This is a genomic window from Candidatus Sulfotelmatobacter sp. (assembly GCA_035504415.1).
GTDB lineage: Bacteria > Vulcanimicrobiota > Vulcanimicrobiia > Vulcanimicrobiales > Vulcanimicrobiaceae > Vulcanimicrobium.
Genome location: DATJRY010000002.1, coordinates 20,992 through 35,307, shown reverse-complemented (window position 1 = coordinate 35,307; position 14,316 = coordinate 20,992). Strand labels below are relative to the sequence as shown.

The 14,316-nt window shown below is 70.6% G+C and carries 15 protein-coding genes and 1 tRNA gene; 6 read left to right on the top strand and 10 right to left on the bottom strand.

The genetic code is table 11. The features are described 5' to 3' along the window. The 4 genes from VMD91_00220 to VMD91_00205 all read left to right on the top strand — a co-directional run. On the top strand, positions 1-1,021 hold a 1,021-nt coding region (locus VMD91_00220; GenBank protein ID HTW82473.1), incomplete at its 5' end, for a pyridoxal-phosphate dependent enzyme. Further along, on the top strand, positions 1,022-2,188 hold the full coding sequence (locus tag VMD91_00215; protein ID HTW82472.1) for a cystathionine gamma-synthase: 1,167 nt from the start codon (positions 1,022-1,024) through the stop codon (positions 2,186-2,188). It begins immediately after the preceding gene. Between the two features lie 172 nt (positions 2,189-2,360). After that, positions 2,361-2,873, top strand: a complete 513-nt coding sequence (locus VMD91_00210) for a type 1 glutamine amidotransferase domain-containing protein (GenBank protein ID HTW82471.1) — start codon at positions 2,361-2,363, stop codon at positions 2,871-2,873. Between the two features lie 67 nt (positions 2,874-2,940). Continuing rightward, positions 2,941-3,450 (top strand): hypothetical protein, encoded by a 510-nt coding sequence (locus tag VMD91_00205; GenBank protein HTW82470.1) that lies wholly within the window; start codon positions 2,941-2,943, stop codon positions 3,448-3,450. 9 nt (positions 3,451-3,459) lie between these two features. On the opposite strand, the gene VMD91_00200 is transcribed toward VMD91_00205, so the two are convergent. The 3 genes from VMD91_00200 to VMD91_00190 all read right to left on the bottom strand — a co-directional run bounded on the left by VMD91_00200 (position 3,460) and on the right by VMD91_00190 (position 6,860). Beyond that, a complete protein-coding gene (locus VMD91_00200) occupies positions 3,460-4,494 on the bottom strand; it encodes an alpha/beta hydrolase-fold protein (protein ID HTW82469.1) in 1,035 nt (344 codons plus the stop codon). Continuing rightward, positions 4,491-5,174: a hypothetical protein gene (locus VMD91_00195; GenBank protein ID HTW82468.1), complete on the bottom strand. Its 684-nt coding sequence runs from the start codon at positions 5,172-5,174 to the stop codon at positions 4,491-4,493. Before VMD91_00195 ends, VMD91_00200 begins: the two co-directional genes overlap by 4 nt. A gap of 141 nt (positions 5,175-5,315) precedes the next feature. Next, positions 5,316-6,860 carry a hypothetical protein gene (locus VMD91_00190; protein ID HTW82467.1) on the bottom strand — a complete coding sequence of 515 codons (1,545 nt, stop codon included), beginning with the start codon at positions 6,858-6,860 and terminating at the stop codon, positions 5,316-5,318. Between the two features lie 255 nt (positions 6,861-7,115). On the opposite strand from VMD91_00190, the gene VMD91_00185 reads away from it, so the two are divergent. Further along, positions 7,116-7,198: transfer RNA gene (locus tag VMD91_00185), tRNA-Leu, on the top strand. Position 7,199: 1 nt separating this feature from the next. Then, positions 7,200-8,369: a class I SAM-dependent methyltransferase gene (locus VMD91_00180; GenBank protein ID HTW82466.1), complete on the top strand. Its 1,170-nt coding sequence runs from the start codon at positions 7,200-7,202 to the stop codon at positions 8,367-8,369. Positions 8,370-8,381: 12 nt separating this feature from the next. On the opposite strand, the gene VMD91_00175 is transcribed toward VMD91_00180, so the two are convergent. From VMD91_00175 to ftsA, 7 genes are all read right to left on the bottom strand, one after another. Continuing rightward, positions 8,382-8,717, bottom strand: a complete 336-nt coding sequence (locus VMD91_00175; protein HTW82465.1) for a hypothetical protein — start codon at positions 8,715-8,717, stop codon at positions 8,382-8,384. A gap of 2 nt (positions 8,718-8,719) precedes the next feature. Next, positions 8,720-8,989, bottom strand: coding sequence for an FmdB family zinc ribbon protein (locus VMD91_00170; GenBank protein ID HTW82464.1), 270 nt, complete (start codon positions 8,987-8,989; stop codon positions 8,720-8,722). A gap of 72 nt (positions 8,990-9,061) precedes the next feature. Then, positions 9,062-9,442 (bottom strand): hypothetical protein, encoded by a 381-nt coding sequence (locus VMD91_00165; protein ID HTW82463.1) that lies wholly within the window; start codon positions 9,440-9,442, stop codon positions 9,062-9,064. 230 nt (positions 9,443-9,672) lie between these two features. Further along, positions 9,673-10,857 (bottom strand): M20 family metallopeptidase, encoded by a 1,185-nt coding sequence (locus tag VMD91_00160; protein HTW82462.1) that lies wholly within the window; start codon positions 10,855-10,857, stop codon positions 9,673-9,675. 40 nt (positions 10,858-10,897) lie between these two features. Next, complete coding sequence (locus tag VMD91_00155; GenBank protein HTW82461.1) at positions 10,898-11,896, bottom strand: NAD-binding protein; 999 nt, start codon at positions 11,894-11,896, stop codon at positions 10,898-10,900. 35 nt (positions 11,897-11,931) lie between these two features. Further along, a complete protein-coding gene (gene ftsZ / locus VMD91_00150) occupies positions 11,932-13,005 on the bottom strand; it encodes a cell division protein FtsZ (protein HTW82460.1) in 1,074 nt (357 codons plus the stop codon). Between the two features lie 56 nt (positions 13,006-13,061). Continuing rightward, on the bottom strand, positions 13,062-14,282 hold the full coding sequence (gene ftsA / locus VMD91_00145) for a cell division protein FtsA (GenBank protein ID HTW82459.1): 1,221 nt from the start codon (positions 14,280-14,282) through the stop codon (positions 13,062-13,064). Between the last annotated feature and the right edge of the window lie 34 nt (positions 14,283-14,316).

Sequence of the window (14,316 nt, the reverse complement as noted above, 5' to 3'; positions counted from 1 at the left end):
GGTCGTCGTCACGCCGACCAACGTCCCGAACGACTCTCCGGAGTCGTACTACGGCGTCGCGAACCGCCTGACGGCCGAGATCCCCGGCGCGATCCAGCCCGACCAGTGGCACAACGCGCAGAACCCCGGCGCGCACTACGTGACGACCGGCCCCGAGATTTGGGAGCAGACCGCGGGGCGCATCACGCACTTCGTCAGCGGGATGGGGACCGGCGGGACGATCTCCGGGACCGCCCGCTTTCTGAAGGAACAGAATCCGGCGCTGGTCGTCGTCGGGGCCGATCCCGAGGGCTCGATCTACAGCGGCGACACGCCCAAATCGTACAAGGTCGAAGGGATCGGGATGAGCTACCTCCCGCAGACCGTCGACATGCGCGTCATCGACCAGATCTTGCGCGTGACGGACAAGGAGAGCTTCCTGATGGCGCGCCGCATCGCGCGCGAGGAAGGGCTGCTGGTGGGCGGCTCGTCGGGCACCGCGGCCGTCGCGGCACAGCGCATCGCCAAGGATTTGCCGGCCGACGCGGTGATGGTCGTAATGATGCCCGACTCGGGCCGCGGCTACATGTCGAAGATCTTCAACGATGAGTGGATGCACGCCAACGGCTTCCTCGAGGACGAGCGGCGCAAGGACACCGTCGGCGACGTGCTGCGCACGAAGCAGCCGCTGCCGCCGCTGATCACCGTCACCGAGCAGCAGCCGGTGAAGGAGGCGCTCGACCTGCTGCGCCGCTACGAGATATCCCAGATCCCGGTGGTGCGCGCAAACGAGGTCGTCGGCTCGATCAACGACGTGGCGGTCATGCAGGCCGTCTTCGACCACGCCGACATCGTCCACAAGCCGGTCGGCGACGTGATGGGCCGGCCGTTCCCGATGCTCGAACACGACGTCGAAGTCGGCCGCGCCTACAAGCTCCTGACGATGGCCAACGCCGCGATCGTCGTCACCGACTCGGGCCGCCCGGTCGGCGTCGTCACCCGCCAGGACATCATCTCCTTCCTCTCCGCCCAGCAGAGCTAAATGGACTTCGCGACGCGCGCCATTCATACCGGACAAGACGCCGATCCCGCCACCGGCGCGACCATCGTCCCGATCTACGCCACCTCGACCTACACCCTCGAAGAGGTCGGCGTCACCAAGGGCTTCGACTACTCGCGCACGATCAATCCGACGCGCTTGGCGCTCGAGCGGCAGCTCGCCGCGCTCGAGAACGGCGAACACGGCTACGCGTTCGGCTCGGGGATGGCGGCGACGTCGGCGGTGATGAACCTGCTCTCGTCCGGCGATCACGTCGTCGTCGGCGACGACCTCTACGGCGGCACGTATCGCCTGTTCTCGAAGGTCCTGGTCCGCTACGGGCTCACCTTCACCTACGTCGACATGACCGACCTCGACGCCGTCCGCGCGGCGATCCAACCGAACACCAAGCTGTTCTGGCTCGAGACGCCCACCAATCCGCTGCTCAAGCTGGTCGACATCGCGGCGATCGTCGCGCTGCGCCAGCCGGGTCAGGTCGTCGTCGTCGACAACACCTTCGCCTCACCCTACTTTCAGTCGCCGCTGGCGCTGGGCGCCGACGTCGTCGTGCACTCGACGACCAAGTACATCGGCGGCCACAGCGACGTCGTCGGCGGCATCGCCATCACCAACGACGACGCGTTGGCCGAGCAGATCAAGTTCCATCAGAACGCGGTCGGCGGCGTCCCCGGTCCGTTCGACGCGTTCCTGACGCTGCGCGGCGCCAAGACGCTGGCGCTGCGCATGCGCGAGCACGAGCGCAACGCGATCGCCGTCGCCGAGTTTCTCGCCGCGCGTGACGACGTCGCGCAGGTCTACTACCCGGGTCTGCCCTCGCACCCGCAGCACGAGCTGGCGAAGCGCCAGATGCGCGGCTTCGGCGGGATGGTCTCGTTCGTGATGCGTGGACCGGAGTCGCGCGCGCTCGAGTTCGCCAAGCACGTGCGGCTGTTCTCGCTGGCCGAGTCGCTGGGCGGCGTCGAGTCGCTGCTCTGCCATCCCGCGCGCATGACGCACGGCTCGATCCCCAAGCCCGACCGCGAGCGGCGCGGCGTCACCGACGGTCTGTTGCGCCTCTCAGTCGGCATCGAGGGGATCGACGATCTGTTGGCCGACCTGCGCGGCGCGCTCGACGCGACGCGCGCACTGGCCGAGGTCCCGGTCACGTGAGGGCCGGTCGAGCGGGGCCGCCTCTGCTCGACTGCCACCAACGGCATGCGCTGCGTGTGCTCGTCGTCGTGCGCGGGAACAGCGCGCCCATGCCACAACTCAGCAATACGCACGTCGCGTGCCTGGCCACCGAAGGCTTCGAGTGGGCCGAGCTCGCCGAGCCCTCAAAGCGTTGCGCGACGCGGGCGCCGTCGTCGACATCATCTCGGAGCAGCGCGGCCCGGTGCAGGGATTCAAGCACCACGATCGCGCCGACCGGGTCACGGCCGACCTCGCCTTCGAGGAGGCCGATCCCGAGCGCTACGACGCGCTGCTGCTCCCCGGCGGCGCGCTCAACGCCGACGCGATCCGCATGGTCCCCCAAGCGCGCGCTTTCGTGCAGACCTTCGACCGCGCCGGCAAGCCGATCGCGGCGATCTGCCACGCACCCTGGCTGCTCATCAGCTCGGGCATCGTCAAGGGGCGCTCGCTGACCAGCTACTTCACCATCCAGGACGACCTGCGCAACGCCGGCGCCGACTGGCTCGACCGCGAAGTCGTCGTCGATCGCAACCTGGTGACCAGCCGCAAACCCGACGATATCCCGGCCTTCAACCGTGAGATGCTGGTCCTGTTCGCCCGTGCCGACGAGCGGACGAAGCAGGCGCAGCGCCAGCCGAGCGGGAGGGAAGGGGTCCGCGCCTGACTCGGCCTCTCGCGACTCTCATCCCGTTCCGAGGAAAGGCACGGGAACGCACGCTATCCTCGCAGGCATGAGACAGTACTTTTCGGCGCTCGCCGCCACGGTGATGGCGGCGAGCGTGCTCCTGGCGGGCTGCGGATCGAACGCGCAGGCGCAGGACAACGGCGGAGGTCAGGGCCCCAACTCCGGCATGCGCGCGGCGATGGAGAAAGCCCGCGACGACGCCAAGACCAACGTCATGAACGACCTCTCGGCCGCTCATCGCGCGCAGATCCAAGCGATCGTCGACGGCGTCAACAACGGCACCGACACCGACTTCGGCGGTGACATTCAGAAGATCGACGCAATCCTCAGCCCCGACGAGTCGAAGGCGGTCATGGGCGAGCGCGACAAGATGGTGGCCGCGATGAAGGCCGCCGCGCCGCCGAACGCCGGAGCCAACGGCCCCGGCGGCGGTCGCCGCGGTGGTGGCGGCATGATGCGTTCCAACGATCCGGGCCGGTTCGTGCTGATGGTCAACCTCAGCCGCGAACGGATGCGGGCGCTGCGCGAAGCGCGCCAGCAGCACCAGGGTCAGTAACGCTCGGGCTCAGCCGGCGCGGTCCAACGCGCCGGCGAGCGCCGGCAACGAAATCGCGTACCGGTAGCCGACGTTGCGGTGGTCGTCGTCGAACTCTTCGTGCCGCACCGCGAGCCCGTGGTCGCGGCAGCGCTGTGCGAACACGCGCGCCCCGACGTAGAGGCCGTACTCGTCGCGGGTGCCGCAATCGAGATAGCGCAGCCGCATCGCGGCCAGCGCGTCGCGGCTCGCCGCGACCCGCTCGACGGGATCGAACGCGAGCCAGCGCGCGAACACGTCCGCGCGCATCTCACCGGTACGCGGATCCCACGGCAGATCGATCGCCCAGCGCTCCGCCGCGCGCGGCGAGTACGCGGCCGACATGCCCAGCTGGTTGACGGTCGCCATGAACGCGTGCGGGCGTTTGTTGCGCCCTTCGTAGGCTTCCATGAAGGCCGCGATCGAGCCGCCGTGCTGCTCGAGCGTCATCATCGCGACCGGCCATTCCATCTGATAGCAGTACGGGAAGTACGCATCGCCGCTGTGCGAGGCGAACGCGGCGAAGACGCCCGGGTACGCCAAGCTCAGGTGCAGCGCCCCGAACCCGCCCGACGACTTGCCGAACACGCCGCGGCCGCCGGCGCGCGCCAGGGTGCGGTAGCGCGCGTCGACGTGGCCGATCACGTCCCGCACCACGTAGGTCGCGTACGCGCCGTTGTGGACCGAGTCGACGTATTGGGAGCCGCCCAAGCGGGTGAACCCGTCGACGATCGCGACGATGGCCGGCGGCATCGCCCCCTGCGCGATCAGCTGGTCGGCCCACTGGAGCACGTTCGTCTCCCAGGGCCGGCTCGAGACCAGCGCGGCGACGTCGCCGCCGTATCCGTGCAGACAGTAGAGCACCGGATACGCGCCCGAGCCCTGCGCATCGTACCCGGGCGGCGTATAGACGGCCAGCGGGCGCACCGACGGATCGCCCAGCGGGTTGTCGCGCAACGCCGGACTATCGACCCGATCGATCGATACCTGACCGCGCAGGCCCAGAAGCAACGAGAGATCGTTCACGGGACGGCGAAAGCGTTCGCATGACCGATCGGGCGGGCCTGCGGCGTGCCATCGCGCTCGTGCTCGCCCTGCTGACGGGCGGCGCGGCGCCCCCGCCCGCGCAGCCGCAGTTCGACCACGCGGTGCTGGTCGAGCGCGACGGTGCGCCGCAGCTGCAGGTCGACGGCCGGCCGTTCTTCTTCTTCGGCGGCGCGTTCTTCTACGAGCGCTTGCCGGTCGCGTCGTGGCGCACGGCGATGCTGGCGCTGCGCGCGCTCGGCGCGAACACGCTCGACCTGTACGTGCCGTGGAACTGGCACGAGCCGGCCGACGGCGCGTTCGACTTCGACGGCCACACCGATCCGCGCCGCAACCTGCGCGAGGTGCTGCGGCTGGGCAAGGAACTGGGCTTCTACTTCATCGTGCGGCCGGGGCCGGTGATCCGCAACGAGTGGCGCAACGGCGGCTATCCGGCGTGGCTGTTGCGGCGGCCCGCGTACGGAATGCCGCTCCACGACGTGCTCGAAGGGCGCTATCCGGCGACCGCGACGCTGCAGAACGCGCACAGCGACGCCGCCGCCGCGCAATGGCTGGCGAACGCGACGCACCGCCGCTACGCCGCGCGCTGGCTGCGCCGCGCGCTGGCCGAGTTTCGCCCGGTCGCGGACCGCGTGCTGGCGGTCCAGCTCGACGACGATCAAGGCGCCTACATCGACAACGACACCTACCCGGCGCCGCACCTGCACGCATATCTCGGCTGGCTGGCCGCGCAGGTGCGCGCGGTCGTCGGGCCGCGCACGCCGCTGTTCATCAACACTTACGACATGAAGGTGCCGGCCTCGTCACCGGTCTGGGCGATGGGCAACTGGTATCAGAGCGACGCGGCGCAGATCGGCGCGCACGACCGCAGCGAGCTCGACGTCGCGACGGCGCTGTTGACGACGCAACCGCACGTGCCACTCGCCATGAGCGAGTTCCAAGCCGGCTGGCTGGCGCAGCCCGAGGACCCGCTGCCGCGCAGCGTCTCGCCGACCAACACGACGCTCGCGCTCTACGAGCTGTTGGCGTGGGGCGTCAAGGGCGTCGTCGACTTTCCGCTGCAAGACACGCTGGCGCCGTTCGGGTGGGAGGCACCGTTCTCGAACGCGCTCTACGGCTGGGACGCGGCGATCCCGTATCCGCCCCCGGGCGCCTCGCCGCGGTACGCACCGACGGCGCGGTTCGCCGCGCTGGTGCGCCGCTACGGGCCGCTGCTCGAGCGCACGCACCGCGTGACCGCGGGCGCGATCGTCTGGCCGGCGGCGTCCGCGCCGGGACCGGCCGGCAACGCCGCGATCGCCTCGGCCCTGGCGGCGACGCAACGCGCGCTCGACGCGTGCCGCGCCGCCGCGATCTCCTGCGCGCTGGTCGATCCGCACGCGCTCGGTGGGACGGCGCTGCACGCGCAGCCGTGGCTGGTCGTTCCACCCGGAACGCAGCTCGACGCGCTCTCGCGCGCGCGCCTGCGCGCCTACGCGCGCGCGGGCGGCCGTATCGTCGACGCCGTGCCCTTCGCGCCGGTCGCCGGCCTGGGCGACGTGACGCTTGCGCACTTGGTCGGTCCCGACGCGTCGTTCACCGTCGCCGTCAATTGGGGCGACGCGCCGATTAGCGTGCACGATCCCGTCGACGGAAAGACGATCGCGCTGGGCGCGCGCGACGGGACGCTCGTCGTCGACCGCGTGCGCGTCGCGCTGCCCGACGATTCCGGCGACGTTCCGCCGCCCTCGCCGGCGCCGCGCTCGTCGGCTTCGCGCGATGCGGTCCTGCTCTCGCCGCATGCGCTCGTGCCGCTGGCCGGGCTGCGCAGCGTCGCGCCCGACGCCGCGCTGGCCTGGGACGCCGACGTGTTCGCCGACGGCCAGGACGACGTCGTGCTGCAGAACGACCGCCTGCGGGTCGTGCTCGTACCGCGCGGCGGCGGACGCAGTCCGGTCCTCGAAGACCTCGCGACGGGCGTCAACGCGTTCGACGCGACCGGCGCGTGGCGCGACGACGTCAGCGTGCCGCCGCCGCCCTCGACGACCGACCGGATCGGCAAGTGGACCCGTTCGTATCCGGCCGGCACGTTCAACCGTGACGTCGCGGCGACGATCGCGCAGCGCGGCCCGCGCGCCGTGGTCGACACGCGGCTGCGCGTGCCGGACCTGGTCACCGGGCCGGCGTGTTTCGCGCGCACGATCGCGCTCGATCCGCACGGCGCGCGCGTCGTGGTCGATCGCGAGGACACGTTCCCGCGGGCGCCGGCCGAACGCGGCGTCGTGCTCGACGCGCTGACCGGCCGGCTGGCCTACGACGGCGATCAGCCGGTGGCGGACGCGGCCGCGGGCGTCCCCGTCGAGCTGCACGCGGAGCGGGGCGGCGTGGTGGTCGCCTCGGCCGACGGCCGCGAGGCGACGGCCGTCTCGTGGCCGCCGCGGGCGGTGCTCGCGGCCCGCTGGGAACCGCACCAATCCAACGGTACGTTGCGTCTGACGTTGACCCCGGGGCCGGTTCGCATCACGTATGCCCTGAGCGCGGCGGCCGGATCGTCCGCCGGCCGGTTCGGCGAAGCGGAGCGCGCCTGGGTTGCCGCGAATGCGCGGGCCGGGAGCATGGTACACGGGGAAGTGGCGAAACGGTATACGCAGTCGCCTCAAAAGCGACCGAGCGAGAGCTCATGTGGGTTCGAGTCCCACCTTCCCTAGATGACCAATCCCTCTGATTTTCAGCGCGAGTCCTACCGCATCGACGAGCAGATCTGGGACGCGATGGCGCTGCGCTCGGGCGAGCGCGTGCTGTTCCTGGGCCTGCCGAACGACGGCGCCTGGATCGCCCGCGCGCTCGAGATCGGCGTCAAAGCCGACGTGCTGAGCGCCGACGACGAGACGTTGACGCGCGTCGAGAAGCTGGGCGCCGGCGCGATCCGCGGCAGCGCGACGATGATTCCGGCCGGCGAGGCCGCCTACGACGCGGCCGTCGCGATGCACTACCTGCACGAGATCGATCCCGGCTTCCACGGCCAGGTGCTCACCGAGCTGGCGCGGGTCGCCAAGCGGGTGGTGCTGATCGAACCCTCGCCGCCGGCCGACCCGCTCGGCCGCCGCATCGCCGCGCTCTACGGGCGCGCGAAGCGCGAGGCGGGACTGTTCGAGGCCTATCAGCCGATCGACTACTGGCGCAAGCTGATGGCGCTGGTCAAAGGCGACGTCTGGCAGTCGCTGCTGACGTTCACCCGCATCCCGCCCAAGCACGCGGTCGCGCAGACCGTCGACCTCGTGCTCGAGGCGATGGCGATCGAAGAGATGCCCGAGTCGTATCTCGACGAGCTGCGCGACCTGGCGGCGCGGCCCGACGCGCAGCTGCTGCCGCTCTCGCGCATCGTGCTGGTCGGCACGGGAGCCGGCGAGGTGCCGCCGCAGGGCGCGGTCGAGCCGTTCCGCCCGGGCGTGGAGCTCGTACCGCCCGCGCCGCCGGCGCCACCGCCGGCCGCACCGGCCATCGCCGCGGCGCCGCCGCAGCGCACGCTGCCGCCGCCGCGCACGATCTCGCCCGAGTCGATCGTGCAAGCGACCGACGAGCCGTTCACCGGTTTCCCGCTGTCCACCCTACGCCAGGAGCAGCCCGCCGCGCCCGCGTCCACACCGGCGGCGGGCAAGCCGACGCCGCCGCCCAAGGCACCGCCGGCGCCCAAACCGCCGCCGGTCCCGACCCCGCCACCCGTCCCGGCGGGGCAGCCGGGGACGCCGTTCGGCGCACCGTTCGCGCTGCCCGGCGAAGACGAGGACCTCGACGAGGACGCGCCGTTCGGGGGCGGCGCCCCACCGCCCAAAGACGGCTTCGGCTGGGCCTGGGAGCCGCCGGAAAACGAGTCCTAGGCGCGCTCGCGCTCAGCGCCGCGCGGTGGTGAAGGCGCCGAACTCGGCGCGCACGCGAGCGAAGGCGGCGAACAGCTCCGGCGGCAGCGGTCCGCGGCGGATGGTCGCCAACGCGATCTGTGCTCGCGTCAGCAGCGGGTCGACGGCCGCGACGGCGGCCTGGATGCGGGCCCCGTCGACCTCAGCCGTGCGCAGCGCGGCGACGACCGGCAGGTCGCCGTAGGCGCCCACGCGCGCCGCGATCGCGGCGATCCCGCGCCAGATGCGCACGGCGACGATCGCGGTCGCCAGCAGGACCGCCACCACGGCGGCCAGCAGCGCCCAGCGCACGACCGCCTCCGGCGACACGGCTACGCGGCGCTCGACTCGGACTTCTTCGCGTCGCCGCCGGACGCGGGCGGCGTGGACCCGGAGGACGACGACGATTCGGACGGGCCGGACGACTTGCGCGAATCGTTGATGTAGAACCCGGACCCCTTGAAGACGATGCCGGCCGGGTTGAAGACGCGGCCGAGGGCACCGCCGCACGCCGGGCAGGTCCCGTCGTACGCTTCGCGAGCACCGTGGCGAACCTCGGTGACCTGGTGGCACTGACGGCACTGGTAGTCGTAGAGCGGCAAACGGAAACTCCGGATGGGCAAAAAGGGGACTCCCCCAATTCTACCGGCTCTAGCAGAGCCCGTCAACGACTGCTAAAAGTCGACCAAGACGGCGTCGGGGGAGGTGTCGTACTCGCACAACCCCTTGAAGTGGATCAGGGAGTCGTTGAGGGCGCTGTCGATCTTGCGGCGACGGGTCAGCCGGTCGATCAAGCGGCCGAGGAAGCCGCCGTACGTCGGGTAGTCGACCCGCACGACGACTTTCGAGCGCTCGGACTTCTGCTCGATGCGGATGTCGATCCGCCGGCGGACCGAGAAGGCACCGACGAGCGAGAGCTGGTGGCCCGGCAAGAAGCGGTCGACCTCGAACAGCTCTTCCGCCTCGCCCGGCAGGGTCGAGCGGATCACGACCTCGCTGCCGACGCCCAGCGGCAGCTGCGGGTCGACGCGGCGCGCGCTCCGCAGGAAAGACAACCAGACCGGCCACTTCTCGACCTCGCACACGAGGTCGAACGCGGTCCGCGCGGGCGACGCGACGTCTTGTGCGCAATGGAGCGCCCGCGCTGACGGCCGGTCGTACGCAATCGACGACAAAGCCATGTCGGGCGGTTCGGGGTGCGTCACGCGGGTCCTCCCGCCGACCACAAGATGTTGTGCACCGCATCCACCGTCGACACTAGGCCTTGTGGAGGAATGTGGAGGATTCAGGGGATGGTGGGGAGAGCGACCGAGCCGTCGCCGACGCCGCGCGCAAAGGCGACCAGGATCGCGATGCCGGTCGGGATGGCGCCTTCGTCGAGCCGGAATTGCGGGCTGTGGCCGGGGTGGACCGAGCCGACGCCCTCGTCGTAGATGCCCAGGCGCACCATCACGCCGGGGACGCGCTGCGCGAAATAGGCGAAGTCCTCGCCGCCCATCGTCGGCGGCGGCGACGCGACGGGAATCGCGCTCGTTTCGGTGACGTACTGCGCGAAGCTCGTCGCCAGCGTCGCGTCGTTGACGACCGGCGGATAGCCGAAGAACATCTCGAGCGTCGCGCTCGCCCCGTACGCGGCGGCGACGCCGTCGACGATGCGCCGCAGCCGCGCTTCGACGCCGTCGCGAATCGCGGGATCTTGCGTGCGCACGGTGCCGGTCATCTTCACGCGATCGGCGATGACGTTGTTGCGGTAACCGCCTTCGATCGTGCCGATCGTCACCACGATCGTCGCCAACGGATCGGTCTCGCGCGCGGCGACGTTCTGCAGCGCCAGCACCGTCGCGGCGGCGCACGGAATCGCATCGATCGACTTGTGCGGCGAGGCGCCGTGTCCGCCCTTGCCGCGAATCGTGACGTGGAACTCGTCCGCCGCCGCGTTCACCGGCCCGGACGTGATCCCGATGGTTCCGGTCGGCAGCCGGTTGTCGACGTGCAGCATCGCGACCGCTTCGACCGGCGGGTCGTCGAGCGCGCCGGCTTCGATCATCGGCAGCGCACCGCCCGGCCCTTCTTCCGCCGGCTGGAACAACAGCACCACGGTACCGTGCAGCGTCGCGCGCGACGCTTGCAGCTCGCGCGCGGCGCCCAGCAGCATCGCCGTGTGCGCATCGTGGCCGCAGGCGTGCATCTTGCCCGCGATCTCCGAGGCGCACGCCTCGCCCGAGTCCTCGGTGATCGGCAGCGCGTCCATGTCGGCGCGCAACCCGACGACGCGGCCCGGCAGCGCGCCTTCCACGACGCCGACGACGCCGGTGCCGGCGATCTTGCGGTGGGCGACGCCCAGCGCGGCGAGCTCGCGCTCGACGATCGCCTGCGTGCGGTGCTCTTCGAAACCCAGCTCGGGATGGCGATGGATCTCGCGGCGAATCTCGACCGCGCGCTCGGCGGTCTGCGGCAGCGTCGTGCTCACCCGACTTTGCTTCGGCTGCGCGCGAGCCGGTCCTCGCCGCTCAGAAGCGCGCTTCGACGGTGCGGATCGCTTCGGTCGGGCCGGCCACGACGACGGCGTCGTGCGCGCTGAGCAGCGCATCGCCGCCGGGCCGGAACTGCATGTGTCCCTCGTGCTTGAGCGCCAGCACGATCAGACCGCCGTCGGCCGGCACCAGGTCGCCCAGCCGCTTGCCGATCCACGGCGAGTTGGCCCCGAGGTGGAAGTCCTCGAGCATCAGCTGGTCGTTCTCGGTCGAGAGGACGGTATCGACGAACTCGACCGCGCTCGGGCGCATGGCCAGGCTGGCCAGCCGCCGGCCCGCCAGCGTGTAGGGCGAGACGATGCGGTTCGCGCCGGCCAGCCGCAGCTTCGGCTCCGCGTCCGCCGCGTTGGCACGCGCGACGATGAACAGGTCGGGCCGCAGCACGCGCGCGGAGAGCGTGACGTAGACGTTGTCGGCGTCGCTGTCGACGGCGGTGATCAACCCGCGCGAGGTGTCGATCGCGGCCTCGCGCAGCGTCGCCACGTCGGCGGCGTTGCCGTGCACGACGACGAAGCCGTCGGCCTTCGCGCGCTCCAGCGAGGGCTCGTCGCTGTCGATGACGACGAGCGGGATCTTCTCGGTGCGCAGCGCGAGCGCGATCTCGCGCCCGACGCGACCGAAACCGCACAGCACGAAATGATCACGCATGCGTCGCACCCGCAAGCGCATCTGCCGCCGCTCGACCGCCTCGCCCAAGCGGCCCTCGATGACGAAGCCGATCAGCGCCAACAGCGTGTACGTCAGCACGCCGAAGCCGATGGCGACGACGATCATCGTCCACCACTTGCCGGCCAGGTCCAGTGGGCGCGGCTCGCCGCCGCCGATCGTGGTGATCGTCGTAACCGTCATGTAGAGCGCGTCGAAGCCCGACCAGTTCTCGAGCCCGACGTAGCCCGCCGTTCCGACCGCCAGCACCACCAGCAGCAGGACGCCGGCGACCACCAGCGAGCGCGGAACCAGCTGGCGGTCGTCCATTCACGGTCGCTCCAGCGCCGCGCGCACGGGCGCGATTAGCTGCGGTAGCGCAGAAACGCCGGGACCTCGATGTCGTCCATGTTGACCGGCGCGACCTTGTCGAACTCGATCGGCGCCGCGGTGAAGCCGCTGCCGCTCGCGGTGCGGTGCGGGCGGTTCCCGAACCCGGCCGCCAGCACGGTGACGCGCACCTTGCCCTGCAGCTCGGGATCGACCGACGCGCCGAAGATGATCTGCGCTTCGGAGTCGACCGCGCGCGAGATCATCTCGGCCGCCTCGTTGACCTCGTACATCGAGAGATCCAGGCCACCGGTGATGTTGAAGATCACGCCGCGCGCGCCTTCGATGGTGGTCTCGAGCAGCGGCGAGGCGATCGCCTTCTGCGCGGCGTCGGCGGCGCGGTGCTCGCCCGAGCCCTCCCCGATCCCCATCATCGCCGAGCCGGCGTCGGTCATGATCGTCTTGACGTCGGCGAAGTCGAGGTTGATGAGTCCCGGCTGCGTGATCAGATCGCTGATCCCTTGGATGCCCTGGCGCAAGATGTCGTCGGCGCAGCCGAAAGCCTCGTTGAGCGGCGTGCGCTTCTCGATGATCTGCAGGATGCGTTCGTTGGGGATCGTGATCAGCGTGTCGACCTTGCTCTCGAGGTCGGCGATGCCGCGCTCGGCGGCCTGCATGCGCTTGCGGCCCTCGAACGCGAACGGCTTGGTGACGACGGCGACCGTCAGCGCGCCGGACTCGCGTGCCAGCTCGGCGATCACCGGCGCCGCGCCGGTACCGGTGCCGCCGCCCATGCCGGCGGTGATGAACACCAGGTCGGCGCCGTCGAGGATCATGGCCAGGTCTTCGCGCGACTCGTCGGCCGCTTCGCGCCCGATGTTGGGGTTCGCGCCGGCACCCAGGCCGCGCGTGAGCCCGCTCCCGATCTGCACCGTGTTGTTCGTCTTGGCGTTACGCAAGGCCTGAACGTCGGTGTTGATCGCGTAGAAGTCGACGCCGGTCAAACCGGCGTCGATCATGCGGTTGACGGCGTTGCAGCCGCCGCCACCCAGGCCGATCACCTTGATCGTCGCGGCGTGCTCGGGGACGAAACGTTTCGCGTCAGCCATCGGTGCGTGTTCCTCTTCCGGAAAGAGTGGGAGCATCGGAAATCACGTGCGGTTCGTCAATTCCAGATCGACGTGAACCAGGACCAGAGTTTGCCCAGCGCGCCGCCGCCCTGGGAGGAAAGGTGCGGCGCCTGCTCGCCGCGCGGGCCGAACAACACCAGCCCGACGGCCGTCGCGTACTCCGGCTGCTTGACGGCGTCCGTCAGCCCGGCGATCGTCGACGGGACGCCGATGCGGACCGGTAGCCCGAACACGTCGGCGCCGGTGGTTTCGATGCCGCGCAGGTGCGCACCGCCTCCGGTCAGCACGACCTCGCTGAGCACCTGATCGCGTGCGATGTGCTCGACGACGTTGGCCTTCGCCAACCGCAGGATCTCGAGCACGCGCGGCAGGACGATCGCGCGCAGCTGCGAGGACGTCACCTCGCGCGTGCTGCGCCCGTCGAGCGTCTTGACCTGGAAGGCTTGTTCCGGCTCGTCGGCGCGCAAGACGCCCGACCCGTAGGTGCGCTTGACGTTCTCCGCTTCGGCGAAGGTCGTCTTGAGGCCGAGCGCGATGTCGTTGGTCAGGATGTTGCCGCCGACCGGGATCGTCGCGCTGTGCACGACGCCCCCGCCGGCGTACACGGCGATGTCGGTGGTCCCGCCGCCGATGTCGAGCAGCACGACGCCGACCTGTTTCTCTTCCGGCAGCAGCGTCGACGCCGACGAGGCCAGCGGCTCGAACACGATCGCCGCCGGCTCGAGCCCCGCGCGGTGCACGCACTTGAGCACGTTGGCGATGAAGGTCGCCCCGCCGGTGACGATGTGCGTGTCGACCTCGAGCCGGCCGCCGCTCATCCCGACCGGGTCGGTGACGCCGTCCTGCCCGTCGATCGTGTAGTGCCGCGGCAGCGCGTGGATGATCTGCCGGTCGGCGGCCAGGTTGATGATCTTCGACGCGTCGACCACGCGCTTGACGTCGGCGGCGATGACCTCGCGGTCGTCTCCGGTCACCGCGACGACCCCACGGTTGTTGGTCGACTGCATGTGCTCGCCGGTCACGCCGACGTAGACGTGCGAGACGTGGACGCCGGCCATCCGCTCGGCCTTCTCGGTGGCGGCCTCGATCGCGCGGACGGTCTCCTCGAGGTCGGTCACGACCCCTTTCTTCATCCCCGTCGAAGGCGCTTCGCCGATGCCGATGATCTCCAGACCGTCGGCACCCGATGTCGCGATGACGGCACACGTTTTCGTCGTGCCGATGTCCAGGCCGGCGATCGTCTCGCCCCTAGCCATCCCTGTGCGCCTTCACTTGCACCACCATATATTG